Here is a 24,492-nt window from a genome sequence, read left to right on the forward strand (position 1 = left end):
CCCCGAACGCGCCCAGGAGACCCCATGAAACTTCGCTGTCTTGCCACCGCCGTGCTGTCCACCACCGTGCTCGCGGGCGGCGTGGCCTCGGCCCAGACCGTCTTCACCGTCTCCAGCTGGGTGCCGCCCACGCACACGCTGAGCATGGCGCAGAAGAGCTGGTGCGACCTGCTGGAAAAAGACAGCGCGGGCCGCATGAAATGCAACATCCTGCCCAAGGGCGTGGCCGCGGCGCCCGGCACCTTCGACGCGGTGCGCGACGGCCTGGCCGACATCTCGTACACGGTGGACGGCTACACGCCCGGGCGCTTCATCAACACCCAGGTCGCCGAATTCCCCTTCCTGGGCGACAGCGCCACCGCCACCTCGCTGGCTTACCAGCGCATCTACAGCAAGTACTTCGCGCCGCTGGGCGAACACCGCGGTGTGAAGACGCTGGCGGTGTTCACGCACGGGCCCGGCATCATCTTCACCACCAAACAGGCGGTGGCCAGCGCGGCCGACGTGGCCAAGCTCAAGTTCCGCATCGGCGGCGGCAACATCAACGAACTCTCCAAGGCCATGGGCTGGAACACCACGCTCAAGCCCGCGCCCGAGTCGTTCGAAATGTTGTCCACCGGCGTGATGGACGGCACCTTCTTCCCCGACGAGTCGGTCGCCTCGTTCAAGCTCAGCATGGTCAAGCACGCGACCACCTTCCCCGGCGGCCTGTACAACACCAGCTTCGTCTTCATGATGAACGAGGGCAAGTACAACGCCCTGTCGGCGCAGGACAAGGCCGTGATCGACAAGCTCTCGGGCGAAACCGCCGCGCGCATCTTCGGCGAGGGCTGGGACCGCGTCGACGCGGCCAGCCGCGAACTCCAGAAGACCCAGGGCGTGACCCGCATCGTGGCCGACGCGGCCTTCGTGCAGGCCGTGAAGGACAAGCAGGCGGGCCTGGAGACCAAGTGGGCCGAGGCCGCGCAGGCCAAGGGCCTGAAAGACCCGAAGGCGGTGCTCGCCGAGTTCCGCGCCGAAATCGCCAAGGTAAAGTAAGCCAGCGCACCACCTCCCACGGCCGGCCGGGCAGTCTGTTGCACACTGCCCAGCCGGCTTTTTCACATCAGGCCCCTTCATGCTCAAGACGCTGGAACGCATCCTGCGCTGGTCCACCGGCCTCATGGCCGCCATGGCGCTGTTCACCATCATGTGGCTCACGCTGGTGGACGTGACCGGCCGCCGCTTCTTCAGCCACTCCGTGCCCGGCGGGCTGGAGCTCACCGAGATCCTCATGGTGATCGTGATCTTCGGCGCCATGCCCCTGGTGTCGTGGCGCAACGAGCACGTGGTCTTCGACTCGCTCGACAGCATGCTGCCCGAGTGGGTGCGCGACATCCAGGCGCGCGTGGTCCACCTGATCTGCGCCGGCACCTTCGGTTTCCTGGCCTACCTCATGACGACGCGCGCGGACCGGCTGACCGAGTACGGCGACACCACGGTGCACCTGCAGCTCTCCATCGCCCCGGTGGCCTGGATGATGGCGGCCATGCTGGCCCTCACCGGCCTGGTGCACCTGCTGTTCGTGTTCGTCACGGTGCCCGCGCCCCACCACCCCGAACCCACCACCTTCGACGGGGGCGCGACATGATCGAAGCCAGCCTGGGTTTCCTCGCCGTCTTCGCCCTGGCGCTGCTGCGCATCCCCATCGCGCTGGCCATGGCCATCGTCGGCATCACCGGCCTGGGCCTGATGCGCGGCTGGTCCCCGGCCTTCGCCAGCACCAGCCAGGTGATCTTCGAGACCGGCTTCGCCTACGTGCTCTCGGTCATCCCGCTGTTCGTGTTGATGGGCAACCTGGTGGCCCGCGCCGGCATGGCGCGCGAGCTCTACACCGCCGCCAACGCCTTCGTCGGCCACCGCAAGGGCGGCCTGGCCATGGCCAGCGTCATCGCCTCGGGCGGCTTCAGCTGCATCTGCGGCTCGTCCATCGCCACCGCCGCGACCATGACGCGCGTGGCCTACCCCGAGATGAAGCGACACGGCTACAAGGACACGCTGGCCACCGGCTCCATCGCGGCCGGCGGCACGCTGGGCATCCTGATCCCGCCGTCCACCATCATGGTGATCTACGGGATCATGACCGAGACCGACATCGGCAAGCTGTTCATCGCGGGTGTGCTGCCCGGCCTGGTCGCCATCGCCTGCCTGTGCGCGGCGGTGGTCTACATCAGCTGGCGCGACCCGCTGGCGGGCCCACCCGGGGAGCGCTTCAACTGGGGACAGCGGCTGGCCGCCCTGCGCAGCATCTGGGCGGTGGTGCTGTTGTTCGCGCTGGTCATCGGCGGCATCTACGGTGGCGTGTTCACCGCCACCGAAGGCGCCGGCGTGGGCGCCTCGGGCGCCTTCCTGTTCGCCCTGCTGCGTGGCGCGCTCACGCCGCGCGTGCTGATGGACATCCTGGTCGACAGCACGCGCACCACGGCCATGCTGTTCACCATCCTGATCGGCGCGATGGTCTTCACCAGCTTCGTCAACTTCACCAGCATGCCGGGCGACCTGCGCGATTTCCTGCTGCAGTTCAGCCCCAACCCCATCATGGTGGTGGTGGTGATGATGGTGATCTACGTCGCGCTCGGCCTGGTGATGGAAGAGCTGTCGATGGTGCTGCTCACCATCCCGGTGTTCTTCCCGGTGATCACCGGCCTGGGCTTCGACCCGGTGTGGTTCGGCGTGCTGATCGTCACCATCGTGGAGATCGGCATGATCTCCCCGCCGGTGGGCATGAACCTGTTCGTCATGAACTCGCTGCTGCCGCTGGTCAAGCTCAAGACGATCTTCCAGGGCGTCTGGCCCTTCGTCATGGCCGACATCGTGCGCCTGGGCATCCTGATCGCCTTCCCGGCGATCTCGCTGTGGTTACCCAGCCTGATGAACCGCTGAGTCCTTCGGGCCTTCGAGCGGTGGCATTTCCTTGATGTGCACCACGCGCTGCGGCGACGGGATGTCGATGCCGTGCTGCTGCAGCGAACGCAGGATCTGCAGGTTGATGAGGGATTTCAGTTTGAGCTGCTCGGCGCCGTCGCCGGAGTTGATCCAGTAACCCACCGTGAACTCCAGGCCATCGGCGCCGAAGGCCGAGAGCGAGGCCTGCGGGGCGGGGTCCTTCAGCGCATCGGCCTGCGCGCTCACCGCCTCCAGCAGCAGGCGGCTCACGAGGTCCACGTCGCTGTCGTAGGCGACCGACACCACCGAGGTCTGCCACACGCGCGTGAGCGCCCCCGAAAGGTTCTCCACCCGGTTGATGACCATGAGCTCGTTGGGCACGATGGACTCGCGCCCCGCCGGCGAGCGGATCACGCTGTAGCGGGTGTTGATGTCGAGGATGCGGCCTTCGAAGCTGTCCACCTTCACGTTGTCGCCGATGCGCAGGCGCCGCTCGGCCAGGATCACGAAACCGCTCACGTAGTTGGACGCCAGCTTCTGCAGGCCGAAGCCCACGCCCACGCCGATGGCGCCACTGAACACGGAGAGCGCGGTGAGGTCGATGCCCACGGCCGACAGGGCGATGATCAATCCCACGAACAGCAGCAGCGCGCGCGTCGCGTTGCTCACCGCCTTGCGCATCGACAGATCGCCCCCGGTGGCCTTGCGCAGCAGCCGGGACTCGATCGCGGAGGAGACCCACAGCGCGAGGATCATCACCGCGCCGGCTGTGATGGCGCCCTCCAGCAGGGTGCGCAGGCTCAGGGTGCTCGCGCCAATCTTCCAGGTGATGTCGTCCAGCTCGGCCAGCACCACCGGCAACAGGCCGCTGACCCACAGCACCATGGCCAGCCAGGCCACCCAGGAAATCGTGCGCTCCAGCGCCCGCACCCAGGGCGCGGTGGTGAACGCCGCCTGCAGCACCTTCACGCCCACGCGGATCACGACCAGCGACACCAGCACGGGAATGGCCACCTTGAACGCCGCCAGGGGCAGGAACTTGGTGACGATGGCGCGCGCGATGTAGCCCAGCAGCAGCAAGGCCAGGGGGAACATCACGCCGTCGATCAGGCGGCGGCCGAACAGCACCGAGCTCTTGTCCTCCTGCATGCGCAAGGCGTTGCGCAGCGCCCAGCTGAAGCTCCAGGCCAGGGCCACGCAGATCGCCAGCGCGGCGAGTTCGACCAGCACCGTGGGTTGCGTGAAGCCGGCCAGCCACAGGCCGATGTCGTCGATGGGTTTGGGATTGGTGGAGGGATTCATGTCGGATCGGAAACGGGTGTCGGAAGCTCAGGCGCGCCAGGACGGCGGGCGCTTGTCGATGAAGGCCTGCACGCCCTCCTGCGCCACCTCGTGCGCCATGTTGCAGGCCATGCTCTGGCCGGCGAGCTGGTAGGCCGACTCCAGGCCGGTCTCCAGCTGGCGGTAGAACAAGGCCTTGCCCATGGCGAGGGCCTCGCGCGGTTTGGCCAAGATGCGCTCCAGCAGAGCCTGCAGCTCGGCGTCCAGCGCATCGGGGGCCACCACGCGGTTGACCAGGCCGCGCACCCTGGCCTCGTCGGCCGAGATGAAGTCGCCGGTGAGCAGCATCTCCATCGCCTGCTTGGGCAGGATGTTGCGCGAGAGCGCGACCCCCGGCGTGGCGCAGAACAGGCCCACGTCGATGCCGTTGACGCCGAAGCTCGCGTTGTCGCTCGCCACCGCCAGGTCGCACTGCGCCACCAGCTGGCAGCCGGCGGCGGTCGCCAGGCCCTGCACGCGCGCGATCACCGGCACCTCCAGCTTGCGGATGGCCAGCATCAGGCGCGAGCACTGCGCGAACAGCTTCTGGTAGTAGGCCAGCTCGGGCGTGGCGCGCATCTGCTTGAGGTCGTGCCCGGCGCAGAAGGCGCGCCCGTTCGCGGCGATCACGACCAGCCGCGCCTGCGGGTCGGCGGCCACCGCGTCCAGCGCCGACTGCAGGGCAGCCAGCATGGCCTCGGACAACACATTGAAGCTGCGCGGCGTGTTCAGCGTGAGCGTGTGCACGCCACGCGCATCGCGCGAACTCAGCAGCACCGGCTCGGCGGGAGGGGAAGAAGAAGTGGGCTCGGTCATCGGAACATTATGGGACGCCCGGGCGCCGCGGAAGTTCAGACGCCCGCCAGCACCCTCAGGTGCGCTTCCACGCTGCGGCCCAGCGCGCTCAGGGCGTAGCCGCCTTCCAGGCAGCTCACGATGCGGCCCTTGGCGTGGCGCTGCGCCACTTCCTTGATGCGCTCGGTCAGCCAGGCGTAGTCCTGCTCCACCAGGCCGAGCTGCGCCATGTCGTCCTCGCGGTGCGCGTCGAAGCCGGCGCTCACGAAAAGCATCTGCGGCTTGTGGGCCTCCAGCCGGGGCAGCCACATCATGTCCACCAGCTCGCGGATGTCCATGCCCTTGGTGTAGGCCGGCACCGGCAGGTTGACGAGGTTGCTCGCCGTCGAGTGCTCGCACACCGGGTAGAACGGGTGCTGGTAGAAGCTGCACATCAGAATGCGCTCGTCGCCGGCCACGATGTCCTCGGTGCCGTTGCCGTGGTGCACGTCGAAGTCGACGATGGCCACGCGCTGCAGCCCATGGCGCTCCAGCGCGTACTTGGCGGCCACGGCCACGTTGTTCACGAAACAGAAACCCATGGCCTGGTTGCGCGTGGCGTGGTGGCCCGGCGGGCGCACCGCGCAGAAAGCGTTGGCCAGTTCACCGGCCATCACGGCATCGGTCGCGTCGATGGCGGCGCCCGCGGCCATCAGGATCGCGTCCCAGCTGTGGGCGTTGATGGAGGTGTCCGGATCGACCTGCGCATGGTCCGGGCCGCCGGCGGCCATGTCGTCGCGCAGCTGGTCGCTCAGGCCGCGCAGCGAGGCCAGGTGCATGCGGCCGTGGGCGAGTTCGAGGTCGGCGATCGCGGCGGGGGTGGCCTCGCGGCGCTCCAGCGCGACGTCCAGGCCGCTGATCAGCAGGCGGTCTTCGATGGCATCGAGCCGCTCGGGGCACTCCGGGTGCCCGGCGCCCATCTCGTGTCTCCAACAATCCTTGTGGGTGAAATACCCAGTGGCCTGGCTCATGGGGGTTTTACGGTATGGTTCGCGGCATGCAAGCCGACACAAGAATCCAACTGCTGCTGAGTCAGCTTAACACGGTGATCGTGGGCAAACCGCAGCAGGTTTCGGACTGCGTGGCCTGCCTGCTGGCCGGCGGACACCTGCTGATCGAGGACGTGCCGGGCGTCGGCAAGACGACCCTGGCGCACGCGCTGGCGCGCTCCTTCGGCCTGCAGTTCTCGCGCGTGCAGTTCACCGCCGACCTCATGCCCAGCGACCTCATCGGCGTGTCCATCTACGAGCGCGGCCGCGAGGACTTCGTCTTCCACCCCGGCCCGGTCTTTGCCCAGGTGCTGCTGGCCGACGAGATCAACCGCGCCAGCCCCAAGACCCAGAGCGCGCTGCTCGAGGCCATGGAAGAAAAGCAGGTCACGGTGGAAGGCGAGACGCGCGCCCTGCCCGAGCCCTTCTTCGTGATCGCCACGCAGAACCCGCACGACCAGCTCGGCACCTACGCCCTGCCCGAATCGCAGCTGGACCGTTTTCACATGCGGCTGTCGATCGGCTACCCCGACCGCGCGGCCGAGCGCGAGCTGCTGCGCGGCCAGGACCGGCGCGACATGCTCGACCGCCTGGCACCCGCGCTCACGCCGGCCGACCTGGCCAGCCTGCAGCACACCGTGAGCCAGGTACACACCGCCGAGCCGGTGCTGGAGTACCTGCAGGACATCGTGGGCGCCACGCGCAGCGGGCGCTGGTTCGCCCAAGGCCTGTCGCCGCGCGCCGCGCTGGCCGTGGTGCGATCGGCCAAGGCCCAGGCCTACCTGAGCGGGCGCGACTACGTGGCCCCGGACGACATCGCCGCCATCCTGCCGCAGACGGTGGCCCACCGCCTCACGCCGGTGCGCGACGCAGGGCGCGGCCCGGTGGAACAGGTGCGTGCCATGCTGGAAGCGATTCCCTTGCCGTGAAGCTCCCCCCGGTTCGCGCCCGCATCCAGTCCTGGTGGCACAACCGCCTGCCGCGGCGCGACACCCTCACGCTGACCCAGCGCAACGTCTACATCCTGCCCACGCGCGCGGGCTGGATGCTCGCGCTCACGCTGCTGCTGCTGCTCGTGGCCAGCATCAACTACCAACTCAACCTGGGCTACCTGCTCACCTTCCTGCTCGCGGGCAGCGCGGTGGTGGGCATGCACGTGTGCCACGGCAACCTGCGCGGCACCACCCTGCACCTGAACCCACCCGACCCGGTGCACGCCGGCCAGGCCGCCGCGCTGGACATCCGCCTCACCAGCGAACGCCCTCGCATCCGCTACGGCCTGGGCCTGGGTGTGATCGGCGCCGACCTGGCGCACGCGCCGCTGGCCTGGACGGACGTGCCCGCGCAGGGCAGCACCACGCTGCAGGTGGCCTGGCCGGTGCCCGGGCGCGGCCTGCATGCGCTGCCGGCCCTCACCGCGCTCACGCTGTTCCCGCTGGGCACCTTCCGCGTGTGGACGGTGTGGCGCCCGGCCGCCCCCGTGCTGGTCTACCCCGAGCCCGAAAGCCACCCGCCGCCGCTGCCGCCGGGCGAACCCCAGGCCGGCAGTTCGGGCAGCGCGCGCGTGCAGAGCACGGGCGAATTCGACGGCGTGCGCGCCTACCGCCGGGGCGACCCCATCAAGGCCGTGGTGTGGAAGAAGGCCGCCCAGACCTTCGCGGCCGGGCGCGACGAACTCGTGAGCCGCGACGCGCTCTCCACCCAGCGCCAGCAGCTCTGGCTGGACCACGCGCAATGTGGCCACAGTGAACTGGAAGCGCGCCTCTCGCGCCTGACGGCCTGGGTGCTGATGGCCGACCGCCTGGGGCTGGACTACGGCCTGCGCGTGCCGGGTCGCGAAATCGCGCCCGACCAGGGCCCGGCGCACCGCGCGCGCTGCCTGGAGGCGCTGGCGCTGTGCTGAACAAAACCCTCTCCGCCCTGCCGCGTGAGACCCGCGACACGCTGTTCCTGCTCGCCGTGGTCGGCTGGGTGGTCGCCATGCAGGTCGCCCACATCCCCTGGTGGTGCAGCGCGCTCACGGCGGGTGTGCTGGTGTGGCGCGCCACCCTCGCGCTGCGCGGCCTGCCGCTGCCCGGCTGGCCCTGGCGGCTGGGGCTGCTGGCCCTCACGCTCGCGGCCACCTGGGCCACCCACCGCACGCTCCTGGGCCAGGACGCGGGCGTCACGCTCGTCGTGGTGCTGCTCTCGCTCAAGACGCTGGAGATGCGCGCGCGGCGCGACGCCTTCGTGGTGTTCTTCCTGGCCTTCTTCACGCTGCTCACGCACTTCTTCTACTCGCAGTCGCTGCTCACGGCGGCGGGCATCCTGATCGCGCTGCTGGGCCTGCTCACCGCGCTGGTGAACGCCCACATGCCGGTGGGGCGGCCTTCGCTGGCGCAGGCCGCGCGCATCGCCTTGGGCATGGCGGCCCTGGGCGCGCCCATCATGCTGGTGCTGTTCCTGCTGTTCCCGCGCCTCTCGCCGTTGTGGGGCGTGCCCGCCGACGACCGGGGACGCAGCGGCCTGTCCAGCACGATGCGCGTGGGCCAGATCGCCGAACTGGTGCTGGACGACAGCATCGCCCTGCGCCTGCGCTTCGAGGGATCTCCACCGCCGCAAAGCCAGCTGTACTTTCGCGGCCCCGTGCTCAGCGCCTTCGATGGCGTGGAATGGCGCCCCGCGCGCGCCGAATTCCCGCCGCGCCAGGCCTTGGCAAGCGAGCTCACGGTCTCGGGCGAACCTGTGCGCTACGAAGTGACCATGGAGCCGCACCGCCGGCCCTGGCTGTTCCTGCTGGAAGCCGCCACGCAGGCGCCCGAACTGCCCGATGTGCGCGTGCGCATGACCAGCGAACTGCAATGGCTCACCGACCGCCCCATGGGCAGCCTGGTGCGTTTCAGCGCCGTGAGCCACACCACGTTCCGCCACGGCCCGCTGGCCCTCACCCCCGCCTTGCAGGAACAGATGGCGCTGCCGCCCGGCTACAACCCGCGCACGCTCGAACTCGCACAGCAGCTGCGCCGCGAACACGGCAGAGGGCCCGACGCCACACCCCGGCTCGTGGCGGCGGTGCTGGAGCGCCTGCGCACCGGCGGCTACCTCTACACGCTCGAGCCCGGCGTGTACGGCCAGCACACCGCCGACGAATTCTGGTTCGACCGCCGCCAGGGCTTCTGCGAACACATCGCCAGCAGCTTCGTCATCCTCATGCGCGCGCTCGACATTCCCGCGCGCATCGTCACCGGCTACCAGGGCGGCGAGATGAACGGCGTCGACGGCTACTGGACCGTGCGCCAGCGCGACGCCCACGCCTGGGCCGAGGTCTGGCAGGCCGGCCAGGGCTGGGTGCGCGTGGACCCCACCGCGGCGGTCGCGCCCGGGCGCGTCGGCTCGCTGCAGCGGCTGAGCGCGCCCGAAGGCGCCATCGCCGGCGCCATCCGCAACCTCAACCCCAACATCGCTGCCCGGCTGCGCGCGGCCTGGGAGGCGATGAACAACAGCTGGAACCAGTGGGTGCTGAACTACACCCAGGGCCGCCAGCTCGACCTGCTCAAGAACCTGGGCTTTCGCTCGCCCAGCTGGGCGGACCTGGCCTACGTGCTGATCGGTGTGGTGGTGCTGGTGAGCCTGATCGGCGCGGCCTGGACACTGTGGGAGCGCCAGCAGCACGACCCCTGGTTGCGCCTGCTGCAGCGCGCCCGCGCGCGCCTCAAGGCGCAAGGCCTGGACAGCAGCGACCGCACGCCCCCGCGCGAACTCGCCCAGCGCGTGCGACAGCACTGGGGCGCCTCGGACGCGGCGCGGCGCGTTGCACAATGGCTGCTGCAACTCGAAGCCCAGCGGTACGGCCGCCCGGGCGCCGCTGACACCCCCACCCTGGCCACGCTGCAAACCGAATTCCGGCAGCTGGCCTGGCCCCGAAAAGACCCCCGTTGAACGCCCTCGCCTGCCTCCTCTCCTCGTCCGCCCTGGCCTTGTGCCTGAGCGCCAGCGCCCTGGCCCAGTCGCCCGCAAAAGCGCGCCCGGCCAACCCGGCCAAGGCACCCGCCTACAGCTACGCGCAAAGCGCGGCCGCCATGGCCTTCGCCACCGACCTCGCCGAGCGCCGCAACCTCGACCCGGCCTGGGTGCGCCAGCAAATCGGCGCGGCCCAGCGCATCCCCACCGTCATCCGCCTCATGCAGCCCGCGCCCAGCGGCGTGCCCAAGAACTGGGCCGCCTACCGCGCGCGCTTCATCGAGCCCGTGCGCCTGCGCGCCGGCCAGCGCTTCTGGGAAGCCAACCGCGAAACGCTGGCGCGCGCCGAGACCGAGTTCGGCGTGCCCGCCAGCCTCATCGTCGGCGTGATCGGCGTGGAGACGCTGTACGGCCAGCACACCGGCAATTTCCGCGTCATCGACGCGCTCACCACCCTGGCCTTCGACTTCCCGGCCAGCCACCCGCGCGCCGCCGCGCGCACCGAGTTCTTCCGCAGCGAACTCGAACAGTTCCTCAGCCTCACCGAGCGCACCGCCACCGACCCGCTGACGTACCTCGGCAGCTACGCCGGCGCCATGGGCTGGCCGCAGTTCATGCCCAGCAGCTGGGTGAAGTACGCGATCGACTTCGACGCCGACGGCAAGGTCGATCTCTTCAACAGCCAGGCCGACGTCATCGGCTCCGTCGCCAATTACTTCAAGGCCTTCGGCTGGCAGCCCGGCATGCCCACGCACTACCCGGTGCGCTTCGACCCGAACCAGAGCAAGGAAGATTTCGAGACCTTGCTCGCACCCGACATCCTGCCCAGCTTCGGTGTGCAGAGCTTCACCGCCAAGGGCGCGGTGCTCGACGGCCCCGCGCTGCAACACCCCGGCCAATTGGCCTTGGTGGAGTTGCAGAACGCCGGCGCGCCGTCCAGCTACATCGCCGGCACCGAGAACTTCTACGTGGTCACGCGCTACAACTGGAGCAGCTACTACGCGCTGGCGGTGATCGAGCTGGGCGAGGCGGTGAAAGCGCTGGTCGGCGAGCGCTGAGGCGTCATCAAACCCGAGGCGGGTCTGTCTCGCGCTCGGGATGGCGGTGCCTGGCCATGGCCGCGATGAAGGTCGCCACATCACCACCCTGCACCACGCCCGGATCGGCTTCGCCCGAAGGCAGCGTGGCGGACGCACCCGCCGCTTCCAGCAGCGTGACGGACGCGGGCAGCACCAGGATGGTCTTGCAGTGGCGGTACTGGTCCTTGATGAACTCCATGGTGTGGCCATCGAGCGAGAGCGTGCGCACACCCTCGTCGCCGTCGGGCAGCACCAGCGCATCGAACAGGAAACCGGGCTCGTTCTCGAGCGAGGCATCGGCATCGATCGCGACACCGTCCGCGGTCTTCACCGGGCCGATGCGTGGCGCCACGAAGCGCGGCACCGCGCCCTGCGCGAACAGCATCGCATGCACGTCGACCGCGCTCTGGCCGTTCACGCCATCGGCCACCAGCAGCGCCACCTTGCGGCCCTTGATCGAGCCGTCTCCCGGCCGCGCGAGCAGCGAGAGCGGGGGCGAGCGACTCACCTCGGGCTTGGGCGGGTTGTCCAGCGCGCGCGGCATCGGCGCAGGCAACGCCGCCATGCCCAGGCCTTCGGCCACCTGCGCCGCCAGCGACTCCGAAGCGTTGCGCAGCGAGGCCACCATGCGCTCGCGGATCGCGGGCACCGTCACCTTGGAGAGTTCGAAACGGAACGCCGCCGCGATGTGGGCCTGCTCGACCGGGCTCTGGCTCTCGAAGAACAGCGTGGCCTGCGTGTAGTGGTCGGCGAACTTCTCGGGCTTGGCGCGGACCTTGCCCTGCTCTTCCTTGGCCTGGATGCGCGCCGGCACCGACACGAAACCCTGAGCGGCGCCGGCCTGGAAGGGACAGCCACCGGCCAGCGAATTCGGTTCGTAGTTCACGCGCCCCCGGTGGATGGCCTGGCGGTGCATGCCGTCGCGCTGGTTGTTGTGCACCGGCGCCAGCGGCGAGTTGATCGGGATCTCGTGGAAGTTGGGTCCACCCAGGCGGCTGATCTGCGTGTCCACGTACGAATGGATGCGGCCGGCGAGCAGCGGGTCGTTCGAGAAGTCGAGGCCTGGCACGATGTGCGCCGCGCAGAAGGCCACCTGCTCGGTCTCGGCGAAGAAGTTGTCGGGGTTGCGGTTGAGCACCATGCGGCCCACCGGGCGCACCGGCACCAGCTCCTCGGGCACGATCTTGGTCGGGTCCAGCACGTCGAAGCTGAAGCCATCGGCCTGCTCCTCGGTGAAGATCTGCAGGCCCAGCTCCCACTCGGGGAAGGCGCCCGCCTCGATGCGTTCCCACAGGTCGCGACGGTGGTAGTCGGGGTCGGCGCCGGAAATCTTCACCGCCTCGTCCCAGACCAGCGAGTGCGTGCCGTAGACCGGGTTCCAGTGGAACTTCACGAACACCGAATCGCCTTCGGCATTGACCATGCGGAAGGTGTGCACGCCAAAGCCCTGCATGGTGGCGTAGCTGCGCGGAATGCCGCGATCGGACATGGCCCACATCAGCATGTGGGTGGACTCGGGCATCAGGGACACGAAGTCCCAAAAGGTGTCGTGCGCGCTGGCCGCCTGCGGCATCTGGTGATGCGGCTCGGGTTTCACGGCGTGCACCAGGTCCGGGAACTTCATCGCGTCCTGTATGAAGAAGACCGGCATGTTGTTGCCCACCAGGTCCCAGTTGCCTTCGTCGGTGTAGAACTTCACCGCGAAGCCGCGCACGTCGCGGGCGGTGTCCTTGGACCCTCGCTCGCCCTGCACGGTGGAGAAGCGCACGAACACCGGCGTGACCTTGCCGGCTTCCTTGAAGGGCGCGGCCTTGGTGATGTCGGTCAGCGCGTCGTAACACTCGAAGAAGCCGTGCGCGCCCGAACCGCGTGCGTGCACGATGCGTTCGGGAATGCGCTCGTGGTCGAAGTGCGTGATCTTTTCGCGCAGGATGAAATCCTCCAGCAGCGCTGGACCACGCACGCCGTACTTCAACGAGTTCTGGTTGTCCGCGATGGGCACGCCCTGGTTGGTCGTGAGCACCTGGCCCGACGAGTCCACTCGCACGCGGTCCAACGACTCGATGGCCCAGTTGATGCCTTCGGCCGCGACGCTGCCGGTCTTGTCGGAGTGGTTCTCCTCCGACAGGGTGCTGCCCGTGGGCAGGCGGGATGGCGCATCGACCGTGATGCCGGGCTGCACCGCCAGCCCGTTGTCGAAACCGTGTTCGCCGGCCTTGTTGGCGTTGAACGGCATGCCCTCGGCCAACTGGCCGGTGTGGACCGCCTTGAGCACGGCAGGATCGTTCGCAGGCTGGACTTGGGAAGGCCCACTGTCGGTGTTGCGGGCCGCGGCCCGGGGAGCGCTGTTCGCCTCCGGGTTGGCGCGGCCGGAGTCGGGGGATTTGGATTTAGGCACAGTGGGCTTTCGAGAAAAGTTGAGCGATTGGACGGTCAGGCGACTTCAGCGCCCATGAGCGCCTCCTTGCGCGCCATCAACTGGTCGCGCATGGCCACCAGGTCCAGCGACTTGGCCGCCCTGGCCTTGGGGAAGATCTCGTTGCGCTCTTCCTTCACGTGGTGGTCGATGTACTCGCCCAGCACCTTGACCTTGGCGTCGAACATCTCGTCGGCTTCTTCCATGGCTTCGATCTGGGCGATCAGGTCCTTGGCACCCGCGTGCTCCACCTCGGCTTCGGCCAGGATGTCGGTCTCTTTCAAGGCTTCACGCAGCGCGGGGTAGAAGATTTCTTCCTCGACGGTGGCGTGCACCGTGAGTTCCTGGCAGATCTGGTGTGCCAGCTCCAGTTTCTTCTGCGCGGCGCCACGCGCCTTGGAGCCGGCAAGCTCCTCGTAGGTCTTGAACATCTTTTTGACCGCCTTGTGGTCGGTGTCCAACAGGGTGCATGCGTCTGCTTCGGTTCGGGTGGTGGCCATGGAGGGCTCCTGATTTCGGTGTGGGGATGGATGTTTTGATCGAGAGAAGCAAAACCCCACCCGGCCCAGCTGGGCAGGGTGGGTGCACTGCATCAGCGGTTATGAAGCGTTGTTGTCACCCGGGCGGCGGGTGCCATCGTCCTGCTCCCGGGCACCGGGACGCGAACCGTCCTGCTGTTGGGACGGGTTGACTTCCTTGCGGCCTTGCTGGTCGGAGCCGCCGGGGTTGCTCTGCTCGCGCTGCCCTGCCGGGTTGCTCTGGTCGCCTTGCTGCCCGCCTTGCTGGCCCGGGCGCTGACCTGGGTTCTGGCCCTGCTGATTCTGGCCCTGCTGGCCTTGTTCCTGCTGGTTCTGGCCTTGCTGGCCCTGCTGTTGGCCTTGCTGGCCCTGGTTGTTCGATGCCATGTCGTTGCTCCTGCATGTGTTGAAAGAATTGCGGCGATCGCGATGGATCGAACGCAAATCTCTTTGGGCAAGGCGCGTGCCCGCGCCGTGTCAACCGGGCTGCCAGCGCAGGCGCTGCCAGGGGCGTGTGTCGCACTTGAGGATGTCGCGCATGTAGGCCAGCGCCGCCGCCTTCTTCTCATCCGTCTCGGCCGCCGTGCAGTCCTCGGGCGCGTGCACCTTGAGGCCGCGCAGAAAGGCGTCGGCGGCCGTCAGCTGGATGCAGATGTCGGTCGCCAGCCCCGCCATCACCAGGGAGCGGGCGCCGATCTGGTCGAGCAGGATGTCCAGGGGCGTGCCGAAGAAGGCGGAGTGCATCGGTTTCAACACGGTGAGGTCGCCGCGCTGCGGGCGCAACAGCCGCGCCATGGACGCGCTGACGCCCTGGCCCTGCGCCAGGCGCTTCACCAGGGTGGGGAAATCGGAGCGCCAGCGGCCGAAGTTGTCGTTGGCATAGATCACCGGAATGCCTCGCGCGCGGGCCGCGCTGGCGAGTTGGCGAGCCGCCCTGGCTGCCAGCAACGCGGGCCCGGCGAGTTCGTCGGCTTCGGGGAAGTCCAACGGGTTGATGAAGTCGATCAGCAGCAGGGCGCGCCGGCTTCGTGGCAGTTCCGCTTCACCCATCGCCCCTCCCTTGCCCCACCTCGCCGGACGAGTCTTTCAACACGCTGATGCCGCCATCGGCCTCCAGAAAGGCGTACTTCATGTCCTTCAGGTCGCAATCGGCCTCACGCAGTGCTCGTTCCACATCCAGCATGGGCACATGGTGCTGCCTGAGGGTGCGGGAGTGAATCTGCCCATCGCGGCCAATGAGCACAGGCTCGCCCTCGGCCAGGGCTTGCAGCCTGGTACTGCGGGCGGTCACCACCGCCACCAGCATATTCAGGGCGATCAGGGTCGCGGCAGCAAGCAGTCCACCGGTCACCGACTCCTCGCCCCCACTCAGCCCCGCCGACACCGACTCGCTCAGCAGCATCACCACCAGGAGGTCGAACGGCGTGAACTGCCCCACGGTGCGCTTGCCGGAGAGGCGCACCAGCAGCAACAACACCGCATAGATGATCGCGGCCCTGGCGGGCAACTCCCACCAGGCAGTGGAAAGCTCGAACATGGAAACCTCGCCTCACGATGAATGCCCAGGTCAGAGCAAATGGCATTCCCGGAACGCGCAGGTCGACCGTTGAGCAGCACCTCGGGCGCTTGCGGCAAATTTTGCTGATCCAAGACGGCGGGAGCGCTTTTTACCGCTCGAAGCTGTGTGTCATGGCGAACAGTCGGATCGGCCGCAGACAGGCACCATCACGCGCACCAACCGTCCGGAGAACCATGGATTTGCTCGACCTCATGCAATGGCCCGCCATGCTGGTGACGCTGCTGGCGTCCTGGCTGGTGGCCTCGCGCAGCGCCGGGCGGCGCCATGCCGGCTTCTGGCTGTTCCTGGCCAGCAACGCCCTGTGGGTCGCCTGGGGCTGGCATGCGAACGCCTACGCGCTCATCGCCCTGCAGATCGGGCTGGCCGGCATGAACATCCGCGGCGCCCTGAAAACGGAAAGCCCGTCGTGATGGCATCGCGGCCGGGGATGCGGCCCGCCAGCGAAAGGCTACGCCTGCAGCACCTTGGCCAGCGCCTCGGCCGAAACGGGCTTGGTGAAGTGGTAGTCCACCAACGAAAACACTTCGGCCGCCAGCTCGTCGTCATGGTCCGAGCCGGTCACCGCGATGAGCACCAGGTTGTCGCCGCATTGCTGGCGCAGCGCACGAACCAGTTCCAGGCCGTCCATGTCCGGCATGTGCACGTCGAGCATGACGCACAGCGGCAGCGAATGCCCCACCACCTCGAGCGCCTCCTGGCCGCTGTACGCCGCCCTCGCGCGATGCCCCATCAGGGTCATCAGCGTGGTCAACGAGTCCGCGGCATCCCGCGAGTCGTCGACGATCAATATGTCCAGGTCCTGGTTTGTCATGGCTGTTGTGCCTGTGGTGACCCGACGGGCCCGCTCGCGCGACAGCATAATGCCTTTCGCCGGACGTTCGCACGCGCGGGCCGATGTGCCGGCGTCCACCCCCTCCTGCCCGGCCCGGGCCAGCGTCGTTCTTGAATGGAGTCGTCCATGGAAGCTGCGAGCCCGGAACCCCCTCCATTTCTATCCGGTGGCGGAGAGCTCGCCCGGCTCATCGCCGGGTTCGACTGGGCATCGACCGGTCTCGGCCCGATCGACCAATGGCGCGACCACGTGAAAGCGGCCACCGCCTTGATGCTGCGTTCCCAGGTGCCCATCGTCATGCTCTGGGGCGAGCGGGGGTTCATGGTCTACAACGACGCCTACTCCCACTTCTCGGGTCTTCGCCACCCTCAGTTGCTGGGCTCGGAGGTGCGCAAGGGCTGGCCTGAAGTGGCGGACTTCAACGATCAGGTCATGACGGTGTGCCTGGCCGGCGGCCACCTGCGGTTCGAAGACCAGGAGCTGATCCTGCACCGCCACAACCGCGCCGAGCAGGTCTGGATGAACCTGGACTACTCGCCGCTGCTCGATCTGAGCGGCCAGCCGGTGGGCGTGATGGCCATCGTGGTCGAAACCACCGCCAAGGTGCAAGCCCTTCGCAAGGTGCACAGCGAACGGGAGCGGATGGCGCAGCTGTTCCAGCAAGCCCCGTCGTTCATGACCATGCTGCGGGGAAGCTCGCATGTCATCGAATTGGTCAACCCCAACTACCTCAAGCTGGTGGGCCACCGCGACGTGATCGGCAAGACGGTGGCGCAGGCGCTGCCCGACGCGGTGGAGCAGGGGTACCTCCAGCTGCTGGACGAGGTGTATGCCAGCGGGCAGGCGCATTCGGCGCGGGGCGCCCGGTACGCGGCGCAGGCCGAACCCGGCGGCCCGGTCAACACACGCTATCTCGACTTCGTGTTCCAGCCCCTGAGGAACGAGGCCGGCGAGGTCGACGGGATCTTCGTGGAAGGGATCGATGTCACGGACCGGGTGCAGGCCGAAATGAAGCGGGACTGCCTGACGGTGCTGGGGGATCGTTTGGCGGCCCTGTCAACGCCGGTGGAGCTCGCGCACGCGGCCTCCGAAATCCTTGGCGATGCGCTCAAGGCCAGCCGCGTGGGATACGGCAGCATCGACAACGCCACGGAGACACTGACGGTCGATCGCGACTGGGCCGCGCCCGGCGTGGACAGCCTGGCCGGCACGACGCGGCTGCGCGACTACGGCGCCTTCATCGACAGCCTCAAGCTGGGCGAGTTCATCGCCATCGCCGACGTGCGCCTCGACGCGCGCACCGCCTTCGCGGCCGAGGCCCTCGAATCCAAATCCGCGCGCTCGTTCGTCAACGTGCCCATCATGGAAAACGGTCGGCTGGCCGCCGTGTTCTTCGTGAACTGCGACCAAGTCCGGGAATGGGAGGCGGAGGAACTCTCCCTGATCCGCGAAGTGGGCCAGCGCACCCGCGTGTCGGTGGAGCGCGCCCGAGGGCACATCGCCTTGCAGGAAAGTGAAGCCCGCCTCAGGGAGGTGAACGAGACACTGGAGCAGAAGGTCGAGCAACGCACCGCCGAATTGATGGAGATCGAGTCCCACTTCCGCCAGGCGCAGAAGATGGAGGCCATCGGCCAGCTCACGGGCGGCCTGGCGCACGACTTCAACAACCTGCTCGGCACCATCAGCAACAGCCTGCAGATCCTGAAGATGCGGCTGACCCAGGGCACGACGGACGGGCTGGAGCGCTACATCGGCATGAGCGAGGATTCCATCCGCCGCGCCGCCGCGCTCACCCACCGGCTGCTGGCGTTCTCGCGCCGCCAGACGCTCGACCCCAAACCCATCGACGCCAACCGACTGGTGCAGGGCATGGAGGACATGATCCGCCGCACCATGGGGCCCTTGATCGACATCGAGGTGGTCGGCGCCGGCGGCCTGTGGTTCACCAAGGCCGATGCGTCCCAGCTCGAGAACTCGCTGCTGAACCTCTGCATCAATGCGCGCGATGCCATGCCCGAGGGAGGCCGTCTGACCATCGAGACGGCGAACAAGTGGCTGGACGAGCGCGCCGCCGGCGAGCGCAGCCTGCCGCGCGGGCAATACGTGTCGCTGTGCGTGACGGACACGGGCACGGGCATGTCCGCCGACGTCATCGAGCGCATCTTCGACCCTTTCTACACCACCAAGCCCCTGGGCATGGGCACCGGCATGGGCTTGTCCATGGTCTACGGTTTCGTGCGCCAGTCCGGCGGGCAGGTGCGGGTGTACTCCGAAGTGGGCATGGGCACGACGATGTGCCTCTACCTGCCCCGCTACCTCGGCCCCGGTGTTGACGAGGAGGAAGCACCACGGCCCGCGCCCATGCAGGCGGGCGATGGCGAAACCATTTTGGTGGTCGAGGACGAATGGGGCATCCGCGTCACGATCGAGGAGGTGCTGACCGACTCGGGTTACCACGTGCTCACGGCCGACACGGGCCCCGCGGCCATGAAGATTCTGGACAGCGAGGCGCGCATCGACCTGCTCATCACCGACGTCGGCCTGCCCGGGGGCATGAACGGCCGTCAGGTGGCCGACGCGGCCCGCATCCAGCGAACGGGCCTGAAGGTGCTGTTCATCACCGGCTATGCCGACAACGCCGCGGTCGGCAATGGGCACCTCGACCCGGGCATGGCCGTGTTGACCAAGCCCTTCGAGATCTCGGTGCTGTCCAGCCGGGTCAAGGCCCTGCTGAGCCCGTGACGCGGGCGGGGAGGCCGGCGCGCACGAAGTCCACCAGCTCGGCCAGTGCGCCCTCCGTCGGCGTTCGCCACAGCAGGTGGGTCTGCAGGCAGGCGTCGTCGTGCGCCAGCGGAATCGCCACGATGCTGGCCGGCAGCTTGCCCACGATGCCGCCACCGTAGAGCGCCACGTGGGTGCTGCGCGCCACCGACTCCAGCAGGATCGGTGTGTCGTCGGGCTCGTACACCACCCGGGGCTTGAAGGCGTGGCGCTCGAACAGCGCAAACAGCAGTTCGCGGAAGGTGCCCCAGCGGCCCGGCGATCCGATGATCAGGCCCTCGTCCCGCAGGTCCTGCAAGTGCAGCTTGCGCTTGCGCGCCAGCGGATGACCCACGCGGCACAAGGCCACGATGGGCTGCGAGTCCACCAGCACCCGGTCCAGTGAAGGCGACGGCGCCAGCGATGCCGGCAGCAGCAGGAAGGCCGCGTCCAGATCACCCGCGACGATCTCGGCGAACAGGCGCTCGGACGGCGCCTGCAACAGGTTGAGCTCCACATCGGGGAAGCCCACGCCAAAGCTGAACAGCAGTTCCGGCATGGCGCTGTTGGCGGCCTGGGCCGAGTAGCCGATCAGCAGCTTGCGCTTGCTCGAACTGCCGGCCAGGCGGCGCGATTCGCGCACGGCCTGGTGCAGGCCGTCGAACACCGCATCGAGCTGCCCGAGCAGATGGGTGGCGGCCGGGGTCAGCTCCATCGACCGCGTCGTGCGCACGAAGAGCGGGAAGCCCAGCTCTTCCTCCAGCAACTTGATGGAACGGCTGAGCGCGGGCTGCGCGATGCGCAGCGCTTCGGCCGACTTGCGGAAGTTCAGCGTGGCGCTGAGGTGGCGGAACTGCTGAAGCCGCCGCAGGCTGGGGTAGGTCTTCATTGATGCCGGAATTCTATCAATGAGGGATCAAATGGTATTGGACTGGGCCGGGGGCCAAAACTAGCATTCACGCCCACCAGATCCACCACAAGAGTTCATGAAAGCCTCCGTTTCCCAGTTCAAGAGCGTGCGCGACATTGAGAGCAACTTGCGCACAATACGCAGCCACATCGCGACCGCCGCCGCCAGCGGCGCCCAGCTGATCTGCTTTCCCGAAGCCAGCATGGTCGCCTACGAGTCCTCGCGCGAAGAGCTGGTCGCTTTCGCCGGGCAGCAGGCGGCCCGCTTCATCGACGAGGTAGGCGCCAGCGCCAAGGCGCACGCGATCGACGTGTTCGTCGGCCTGTACGAGCCGCTCGATGGCCACCGCACGCGCAACACCTTCGTGCACCTGGGTGCCGATGGGCAACTCAAGGGCCGCTACGAAAAGCTGCACCTCTACGATGCGTTCAGCTTCAAGGAGTCCGACAAGAACCGGCACGGCCAGCTGCTGCCCGCGCACGACGAGGTGTATGTGGCCGACGTGGGCGGCGTGCGCTTCGCCATCCTCAACTGCTACGACCTGCGCTTCCCCGAAATCTCGCGCATCGCGGTGGACAAGGGCGCCGACGTGCTGCTCTACGGCGCGGGCTGGATCGCCGGCAGCCTCAAAGAGCTGCACTGGGAGACCCTGCTGCGCGCGCGCGCCATCGAGAACACCTGCTACGTGCTGGCCTCGTGCCAGCCGCCGCCCACTTCCGTGGGCATGAGCATGGGCATCGACCCCTCGGGCCTGGTGATCGGCGGCATCGCGGCCGCCGAGGGCGTCGTGACGGTCGACGTGCTGCCCGAGCGCCTGCGCGATGTGCGCAAGGACCTGCCCTGCCTCGAACACCGCCGCTACCAGATCGCCCTCAATTCCTCCGGAGACAACAACACATGAACAACCAGCAACCGCAATCCCAGAAGAAGGTGCTTTATTCGGCATCGCTCGGCCAGTTCGTCGAGTGGTACGACTTCGTGATCTACGCCTACTCGGCCACCATCATCGCCAAGCTGTTCTTCCCCACCACGGACCCGGCCACCGCCCTGCTCTCGGCCTTCGCGGTGTACGGCGTGGGCTTCGTCATGCGCCCGCTCGGCGGCTTCATCTTCGGCAGCCTGGGCGACCGCTTCGGCCGCAAGGCGGTGCTCTCCGCCATCATCCTGATGATGGGTGGCGCCACCGTCGGCATCGGCGTGCTGCCCACCTACGCGCAGATCGGCATCGCGGCGCCCATCCTGCTCGTGGTGCTGCGCCTGATCCAGGGTCTGTCGGCGTCGGGCGAGACCATCGGCTCCAACTCCTTCGTGGCCGAACACGCGCCACCGGGGCGCCGCGGCCTGCACGTGGCCTTCACCTACGCCTTCGCCAACCTGCCGCCCGTGGCGGCCGCGCTCATCATCCTCGCCGTGACCAGCCTGCTGGGCAGCGAGGTGTACGAGAGCTGGGGCTGGCGCATTCCCTTCCTGATCAGCGGCCCGCTCGCGCTGGTGGGCCTGTACATCCGCAACCGCGTCGATGAATCGCCGGCTTTCGAGGTGGCGCGCGCCAAGCAGGAAATCTCGACCACGCCGGTGTCGGACGCCATCCGCGACCAGAAGAAGGCCATGGGCTTCAGCTTCGCGCTGGCCGCGTTCTCCAGCCTGACCTTCTACACGCTCGCGGGCTACTTCGTGTCCTACCTCACCGTCACCGTGGGCATGAGCCGCAGCGACTCGCTGATCTCCAACGGCATCGCCATGACCGTCGCCTTCCTCACGATGATCGCGAGCGGCTTCGTGTCGGACAAGGTGGGGCGCAAACCGGTGATGGTGGTCAGCCTGCTGTTCAACGCCATCGTCTGCGTCCCGGCCTACATGCTGGCCGGCGAAGGCACGCTGTTCCACGCGGCGCTCGCGCAATCGCTGCTGGCCATCGGCATGGGCTCGTTCGCCGGCCCGCTGGGCATCACGCTGCTCGAGCTGTTCCCGACCAAGACGCGCTTCAGCGCATCGGCCATCAGCTACAACCTGGCGTACACCATCTTCGGTGGCACCGCGCCCTTTGTCGGCACCTACCTGGTGCTGGCCACGCAGTCCAAGCTGGCCCCGGCCGCCTACCTGGCCGCGGTGTCCGTCGTGGTGCTGTGCGTCACGCTCTTCCTGCCCGAGACTTACCGGCGCTCGCTGACGGACTAGCCTCCTCGATGCCCTGCGCCAGCAACTCGGTGGCGAACTCGATGTAGCCCCGCACCAGGGCATCGCTGCCCGGCCGCTCCTTGAAGAGCACCGCGAGCATGGGCTGGGCATCCATGAAGAAGGTGCACATGCCCAGAATGGCGACGTGCAGGTAGCGCGCGTCCAGTTCGCGCGCCGGCTTGTCACCGGGGATGGGGTTGAGCACGAACTGCGTCAACGCCAGCCCCCGTTTCGCCACCGTGTTGAGGTCCCCCACCTCCATCTGGGCCTCTTCATCGGAGTAGATCTCCTTGAGCACCAGATTCATGAACTGCGGGTTGCGCTGCAGTGAATCGATCAGCATCTGCAGGCGCGTGCGGATGCGGTGGCGCAAGGGCCCCGGCTCGTCCAGCACGAGCCGGCTGCGTTCCTGGATGTCGTCCAGCAGGCCCACCGCCGCGGCCCGCAGCAGGCCCTTCTTCGTGCCGAAGTAGTAGCGGATCAGCGCCGGGTCCACCTTCGCGGCACTGGCCACCTCCACCACCGTCAGCGCCTCCGGCGCCTTGTGGCGCAACAGCGCGAGCGCCGCTTCGACGATCTTCTCCTTGCCCACGCCGCTGCTGGAAGCGGGCCGGCCCGCCGTGCGGCGCGGCTCCTTGCGCCGTCGACGGGGCGTGGGGGTGTCGTTGTCCTTCATCACGCCATTCTAGGAACACTTCGCGCGCGGCACGCCGCGCATCGAAGGTCGGCGGCATTAATTCCCATGAAAAGGAAATATCCACACTGCATGCAGGGATTGTCATTTCGGGTTGACAGGCGTTCCGCCAGGGTCTTAGCATCCGCTCAATTCCTATTTGTAGGAATTAAAAGAACTTCAACCCTCTGCTGAATGTCCCCCCACATGTCTGTCGTTGCGATCACCTTCAACCCCCATCTCCTCAGCGCCAGAACCGCCACGCGGTCCAAGGACGCCGGGAACGGCCTGATCTTTCAACCGGGCGAAGAGGACAACCTGCGATGGCAAAGCCGTCCCAGCGAACCGTCTGAAGAGGAACAGGCCCTGGCCGCGGCCATCGTGCAGATCTACGCCGACGACGGCCGCTCGCCCGAGGCTTTCGCCGAAGCGCTCAACGCGAGAAACCTGCTGCAACCCGATGGCAGCGCATGGACGCCTGAGACCTTGTGCGCCGTGCTCGAACGCCTGGCGGTCTGACCCCCATCGATCCGAAAGAACACCCCATGAAATCCCACAACATCACCCGGCGCGAGCTGATGCTGGCCGGCATGGCCCTGGCCGCTCCCGCCGGCGCCTTCGCGCAATCGGCCCGCCCCACGCAGCTCATCGTCGGCTTCCCCGCGGGGGGAGGCATTGACCTGCTGGCGCGCCTGATGGCGAGCCAGCTGCGCGCGCACACCCCCGAGCCCGTGGTCGTCGACAACAAGGCAGGCGTGGCCGGCCGCCTGGCGCTGGAGCACATCAAGCGCGCGCCGGCCGACGGCAGCGCCTTGCTGCTCACGCCCGACTTTCCCCTCACGATCTTTCCGCACATCTACAAGAAGCTGGCCTACCAGCCGCTGCAGGACTTCACGGCCGTGGCCGCCTGCGCGCGCTCGGAGCTGGTGCTCAGCGTGGGACCCATGGTGCCGTCGAGCGTGAACACCGTGCCCGAGCTCGTGAAATGGATGCAGGCCCACCCGGACAAGGCCGACTACGCCTCGTCGGGCCCCGGTGGGGTGCTGCACCTGCTGGGCGTGATGTTCAGCCAGGCCACGGGGGTGCAGATGACCCACGTGCCCTTCAGGGGCAGCGCGCCCGCGCTGCAGGCGCTGGTGGGCGGGCATGTGGCCGCGAGCTTCAACGCCGTGGGCGAAGCCCTGCCCTTCAAGGCCTCGGGTGGCCTGCGGCCCATCGCCACCTTCGGCGCCAAGCGCTCGCGCTACCTGCCCGAGACACCGTGCATGGTGGAGCTGGGTTATCCGAATGTGCAGGCAGACACCTGGCTGGGCGTGTTCGCGCCCCCTCGCCTGCCTCAGGCCCTGGTGGAGCAATGGAACACCCGGATCACCAGCGTCGTGAACTCCAGCGAGTACATCGCGAGCCTGGACAAGCTCTCGATGGAGCCGCTCACGCTCAAGCCCGCGGCGCTCGCCTCCCTCGTCAAGACCGACATCGAGCGCTGGGCGCCGGTCGTCAAGGCCTCCGGTTTCACCGCCGATGAATGAACACCCCCAAC

24 protein-coding genes are annotated in these 24,492 nt (G+C 68.0%); 13 read left to right on the forward strand and 11 right to left on the reverse strand.

All coding sequences use genetic code 11. The features are described from left to right. Positions 1–24 precede the first annotated feature (24 nt). The 3 genes from AC1Q9M_RS04585 to AC1Q9M_RS04595 all read left to right on the forward strand — a co-directional run bounded on the left by AC1Q9M_RS04585 (position 25) and on the right by AC1Q9M_RS04595 (position 2,922). Positions 25–1,038: a TRAP transporter substrate-binding protein gene (locus tag AC1Q9M_RS04585; protein WP_382323793.1), complete on the forward strand. Its 1,014-nt coding sequence runs from the start codon at positions 25–27 to the stop codon at positions 1,036–1,038. Positions 1,039–1,117: 79 nt separating this feature from the next. Beyond that, the gene (locus AC1Q9M_RS04590; RefSeq protein ID WP_382159437.1) at positions 1,118–1,630 is read left to right on the forward strand and encodes a TRAP transporter small permease; all 513 of its coding nucleotides are present in this window, start codon (positions 1,118–1,120) and stop codon (positions 1,628–1,630) included. Beyond that, positions 1,627–2,922: a TRAP transporter large permease gene (locus AC1Q9M_RS04595; RefSeq protein WP_382323792.1), complete on the forward strand. Its 1,296-nt coding sequence runs from the start codon at positions 1,627–1,629 to the stop codon at positions 2,920–2,922. The genes AC1Q9M_RS04590 and AC1Q9M_RS04595 overlap by 4 nt, the downstream gene beginning before the upstream one ends. On the opposite strand, the gene AC1Q9M_RS04600 is transcribed toward AC1Q9M_RS04595, so the two are convergent. The 3 genes from AC1Q9M_RS04600 to AC1Q9M_RS04610 are packed head-to-tail and all read right to left on the reverse strand — an operon-like array spanning position 2,899 to position 6,050. Next, on the reverse strand, positions 2,899–4,227 hold the full coding sequence (locus AC1Q9M_RS04600; RefSeq protein WP_382323791.1) for a mechanosensitive ion channel family protein: 1,329 nt from the start codon (positions 4,225–4,227) through the stop codon (positions 2,899–2,901). The genes AC1Q9M_RS04595 and AC1Q9M_RS04600 overlap by 24 nt on opposite strands. A gap of 27 nt (positions 4,228–4,254) precedes the next feature. Then, positions 4,255–5,061 carry an enoyl-CoA hydratase gene (locus AC1Q9M_RS04605; protein WP_382323790.1) on the reverse strand — a complete coding sequence of 269 codons (807 nt, stop codon included), beginning with the start codon at positions 5,059–5,061 and terminating at the stop codon, positions 4,255–4,257. 35 nt (positions 5,062–5,096) lie between these two features. Further along, a complete protein-coding gene (locus AC1Q9M_RS04610) occupies positions 5,097–6,050 on the reverse strand; it encodes a histone deacetylase family protein (protein ID WP_382323789.1) in 954 nt (317 codons plus the stop codon). Between the two features lie 26 nt (positions 6,051–6,076). On the opposite strand from AC1Q9M_RS04610, the gene AC1Q9M_RS04615 reads away from it, so the two are divergent. From AC1Q9M_RS04615 to mltB, 4 genes are read left to right on the forward strand one after another with little or no spacing between them, the layout of a single operon-like run. Next, positions 6,077–6,997, forward strand: coding sequence for an AAA family ATPase (locus tag AC1Q9M_RS04615; protein WP_382323788.1), 921 nt, complete (start codon positions 6,077–6,079; stop codon positions 6,995–6,997). After that, complete coding sequence (locus AC1Q9M_RS04620) at positions 6,994–7,971, forward strand: DUF58 domain-containing protein (protein ID WP_382327098.1); 978 nt, start codon at positions 6,994–6,996, stop codon at positions 7,969–7,971. The genes AC1Q9M_RS04615 and AC1Q9M_RS04620 overlap by 4 nt, the downstream gene beginning before the upstream one ends. Further along, positions 7,968–9,986: a transglutaminase TgpA family protein gene (locus AC1Q9M_RS04625; protein ID WP_382325541.1), complete on the forward strand. Its 2,019-nt coding sequence runs from the start codon at positions 7,968–7,970 to the stop codon at positions 9,984–9,986. Before AC1Q9M_RS04620 ends, AC1Q9M_RS04625 begins: the two co-directional genes overlap by 4 nt. After that, the gene (mltB, locus tag AC1Q9M_RS04630) at positions 9,983–11,065 is read left to right on the forward strand and encodes a lytic murein transglycosylase B (protein WP_382323786.1); all 1,083 of its coding nucleotides are present in this window, start codon (positions 9,983–9,985) and stop codon (positions 11,063–11,065) included. Before AC1Q9M_RS04625 ends, mltB begins: the two co-directional genes overlap by 4 nt. Before the next feature lie 7 nt (positions 11,066–11,072). Here mltB and AC1Q9M_RS04635 read toward each other — a convergent pair whose 3' ends face one another. From AC1Q9M_RS04635 to AC1Q9M_RS04655, 5 genes are all read right to left on the reverse strand, one after another. Continuing rightward, a complete protein-coding gene (locus AC1Q9M_RS04635; protein WP_444688155.1) occupies positions 11,073–13,484 on the reverse strand; it encodes a catalase in 2,412 nt (803 codons plus the stop codon). 35 nt (positions 13,485–13,519) lie between these two features. After that, positions 13,520–14,002 carry a hemerythrin domain-containing protein gene (locus tag AC1Q9M_RS04640; protein ID WP_444688156.1) on the reverse strand — a complete coding sequence of 161 codons (483 nt, stop codon included), beginning with the start codon at positions 14,000–14,002 and terminating at the stop codon, positions 13,520–13,522. Between the two features lie 99 nt (positions 14,003–14,101). Then, complete coding sequence (locus AC1Q9M_RS04645) at positions 14,102–14,407, reverse strand: hypothetical protein (RefSeq protein WP_382323785.1); 306 nt, start codon at positions 14,405–14,407, stop codon at positions 14,102–14,104. A gap of 90 nt (positions 14,408–14,497) precedes the next feature. Next, the gene (locus AC1Q9M_RS04650; protein WP_382323784.1) at positions 14,498–15,070 is read right to left on the reverse strand and encodes a cysteine hydrolase family protein; all 573 of its coding nucleotides are present in this window, start codon (positions 15,068–15,070) and stop codon (positions 14,498–14,500) included. Beyond that, positions 15,063–15,557 carry a DUF421 domain-containing protein gene (locus AC1Q9M_RS04655; RefSeq protein ID WP_492432630.1) on the reverse strand — a complete coding sequence of 165 codons (495 nt, stop codon included), beginning with the start codon at positions 15,555–15,557 and terminating at the stop codon, positions 15,063–15,065. Before AC1Q9M_RS04655 ends, AC1Q9M_RS04650 begins: the two co-directional genes overlap by 8 nt. 215 nt (positions 15,558–15,772) lie before the next feature. Between AC1Q9M_RS04655 and AC1Q9M_RS04660 the strand changes: the two genes are divergently transcribed. Further along, the gene (locus AC1Q9M_RS04660) at positions 15,773–16,009 is read left to right on the forward strand and encodes a hypothetical protein (RefSeq protein ID WP_444688157.1); all 237 of its coding nucleotides are present in this window, start codon (positions 15,773–15,775) and stop codon (positions 16,007–16,009) included. Between the two features lie 38 nt (positions 16,010–16,047). On the opposite strand, the gene AC1Q9M_RS04665 is transcribed toward AC1Q9M_RS04660, so the two are convergent. Continuing rightward, complete coding sequence (locus AC1Q9M_RS04665; protein WP_382159463.1) at positions 16,048–16,410, reverse strand: response regulator; 363 nt, start codon at positions 16,408–16,410, stop codon at positions 16,048–16,050. A 147-nt stretch (positions 16,411–16,557) separates the two neighbouring features. On the opposite strand from AC1Q9M_RS04665, the gene AC1Q9M_RS04670 reads away from it, so the two are divergent. Then, positions 16,558–19,173, forward strand: a complete 2,616-nt coding sequence (locus AC1Q9M_RS04670; protein ID WP_492432633.1) for an ATP-binding protein — start codon at positions 16,558–16,560, stop codon at positions 19,171–19,173. Here the strand turns inward: AC1Q9M_RS04670 and AC1Q9M_RS04675 are convergent. After that, on the reverse strand, positions 19,151–20,080 hold the full coding sequence (locus AC1Q9M_RS04675; protein WP_444688159.1) for a LysR family transcriptional regulator: 930 nt from the start codon (positions 20,078–20,080) through the stop codon (positions 19,151–19,153). The two genes, AC1Q9M_RS04670 and AC1Q9M_RS04675, sit on opposite strands and share 23 nt — an antisense overlap. Before the next feature lie 97 nt (positions 20,081–20,177). On the opposite strand from AC1Q9M_RS04675, the gene AC1Q9M_RS04680 reads away from it, so the two are divergent. Beyond that, positions 20,178–21,002 (forward strand): nitrilase-related carbon-nitrogen hydrolase, encoded by an 825-nt coding sequence (locus AC1Q9M_RS04680; RefSeq protein ID WP_444688160.1) that lies wholly within the window; start codon positions 20,178–20,180, stop codon positions 21,000–21,002. Further along, entirely contained in the window at positions 20,999–22,279 is a 1,281-nt protein-coding gene (locus AC1Q9M_RS04685; RefSeq protein ID WP_444688161.1) for an MFS transporter, read from the forward strand. The genes AC1Q9M_RS04680 and AC1Q9M_RS04685 overlap by 4 nt, the downstream gene beginning before the upstream one ends. Here the strand turns inward: AC1Q9M_RS04685 and AC1Q9M_RS04690 are convergent. After that, positions 22,233–22,955, reverse strand: a complete 723-nt coding sequence (locus tag AC1Q9M_RS04690; RefSeq protein ID WP_382159473.1) for a TetR/AcrR family transcriptional regulator — start codon at positions 22,953–22,955, stop codon at positions 22,233–22,235. The genes AC1Q9M_RS04685 and AC1Q9M_RS04690 overlap by 47 nt on opposite strands. A gap of 204 nt (positions 22,956–23,159) precedes the next feature. Here AC1Q9M_RS04690 and AC1Q9M_RS04695 point away from each other — a divergent pair, with 204 nt between their 5' ends. Then, complete coding sequence (locus tag AC1Q9M_RS04695; RefSeq protein WP_382323777.1) at positions 23,160–23,471, forward strand: recombinase-like helix-turn-helix domain-containing protein; 312 nt, start codon at positions 23,160–23,162, stop codon at positions 23,469–23,471. A gap of 26 nt (positions 23,472–23,497) precedes the next feature. Beyond that, positions 23,498–24,481, forward strand: a complete 984-nt coding sequence (locus AC1Q9M_RS04700; protein WP_492432637.1) for a Bug family tripartite tricarboxylate transporter substrate binding protein — start codon at positions 23,498–23,500, stop codon at positions 24,479–24,481. Positions 24,482–24,492: the final 11 nt, after the last annotated feature.

The organism is Hydrogenophaga sp. GW823-FHT04C09, assembly GCF_058796355.1.

Bases quoted from the DNA above. Each gene is read 5' to 3' on its own strand.
- AC1Q9M_RS04685 (WP_444688161.1), top strand. From the start codon at position 20,999: ATGAACAACCAGCAACCGCAATCCCAGAAGAAGGTGCTTTATTCGGCA.
- AC1Q9M_RS04660 (WP_444688157.1), top strand. From the start codon at position 15,773: ATGGATTTGCTCGACCTCATGCAATGGCCCGCCATGCTGGTGACGCTG.
- AC1Q9M_RS04600 (WP_382323791.1), bottom strand. From the start codon at position 4,227: ATGAATCCCTCCACCAATCCCAAACCCATCGACGACATCGGCCTGTGG.
- AC1Q9M_RS04640 (WP_444688156.1), bottom strand. From the start codon at position 14,002: ATGGCCACCACCCGAACCGAAGCAGACGCATGCACCCTGTTGGACACC.
- AC1Q9M_RS04615 (WP_382323788.1), top strand. From the start codon at position 6,077: ATGCAAGCCGACACAAGAATCCAACTGCTGCTGAGTCAGCTTAACACG.
- AC1Q9M_RS04680 (WP_444688160.1), top strand. From the start codon at position 20,178: ATGAAAGCCTCCGTTTCCCAGTTCAAGAGCGTGCGCGACATTGAGAGC.
- AC1Q9M_RS04610 (WP_382323789.1), bottom strand. From the start codon at position 6,050: ATGAGCCAGGCCACTGGGTATTTCACCCACAAGGATTGTTGGAGACAC.
- AC1Q9M_RS04655 (WP_492432630.1), bottom strand. From the start codon at position 15,557: ATGTTCGAGCTTTCCACTGCCTGGTGGGAGTTGCCCGCCAGGGCCGCG.
- AC1Q9M_RS04695 (WP_382323777.1), top strand. From the start codon at position 23,160: ATGTCTGTCGTTGCGATCACCTTCAACCCCCATCTCCTCAGCGCCAGA.
- AC1Q9M_RS04690 (WP_382159473.1), bottom strand. From the start codon at position 22,955: ATGAAGGACAACGACACCCCCACGCCCCGTCGACGGCGCAAGGAGCCG.
- AC1Q9M_RS04650 (WP_382323784.1), bottom strand. From the start codon at position 15,070: ATGGGTGAAGCGGAACTGCCACGAAGCCGGCGCGCCCTGCTGCTGATC.
- AC1Q9M_RS04670 (WP_492432633.1), top strand. From the start codon at position 16,558: ATGGAAGCTGCGAGCCCGGAACCCCCTCCATTTCTATCCGGTGGCGGA.
- AC1Q9M_RS04645 (WP_382323785.1), bottom strand. From the start codon at position 14,407: ATGGCATCGAACAACCAGGGCCAGCAAGGCCAACAGCAGGGCCAGCAA.
- AC1Q9M_RS04595 (WP_382323792.1), top strand. From the start codon at position 1,627: ATGATCGAAGCCAGCCTGGGTTTCCTCGCCGTCTTCGCCCTGGCGCTG.
- AC1Q9M_RS04590 (WP_382159437.1), top strand. From the start codon at position 1,118: ATGCTCAAGACGCTGGAACGCATCCTGCGCTGGTCCACCGGCCTCATG.
- AC1Q9M_RS04675 (WP_444688159.1), bottom strand. From the start codon at position 20,080: ATGAAGACCTACCCCAGCCTGCGGCGGCTTCAGCAGTTCCGCCACCTC.
- AC1Q9M_RS04665 (WP_382159463.1), bottom strand. From the start codon at position 16,410: ATGACAAACCAGGACCTGGACATATTGATCGTCGACGACTCGCGGGAT.
- AC1Q9M_RS04700 (WP_492432637.1), top strand. From the start codon at position 23,498: ATGAAATCCCACAACATCACCCGGCGCGAGCTGATGCTGGCCGGCATG.
- AC1Q9M_RS04605 (WP_382323790.1), bottom strand. From the start codon at position 5,061: ATGACCGAGCCCACTTCTTCTTCCCCTCCCGCCGAGCCGGTGCTGCTG.
- AC1Q9M_RS04585 (WP_382323793.1), top strand. From the start codon at position 25: ATGAAACTTCGCTGTCTTGCCACCGCCGTGCTGTCCACCACCGTGCTC.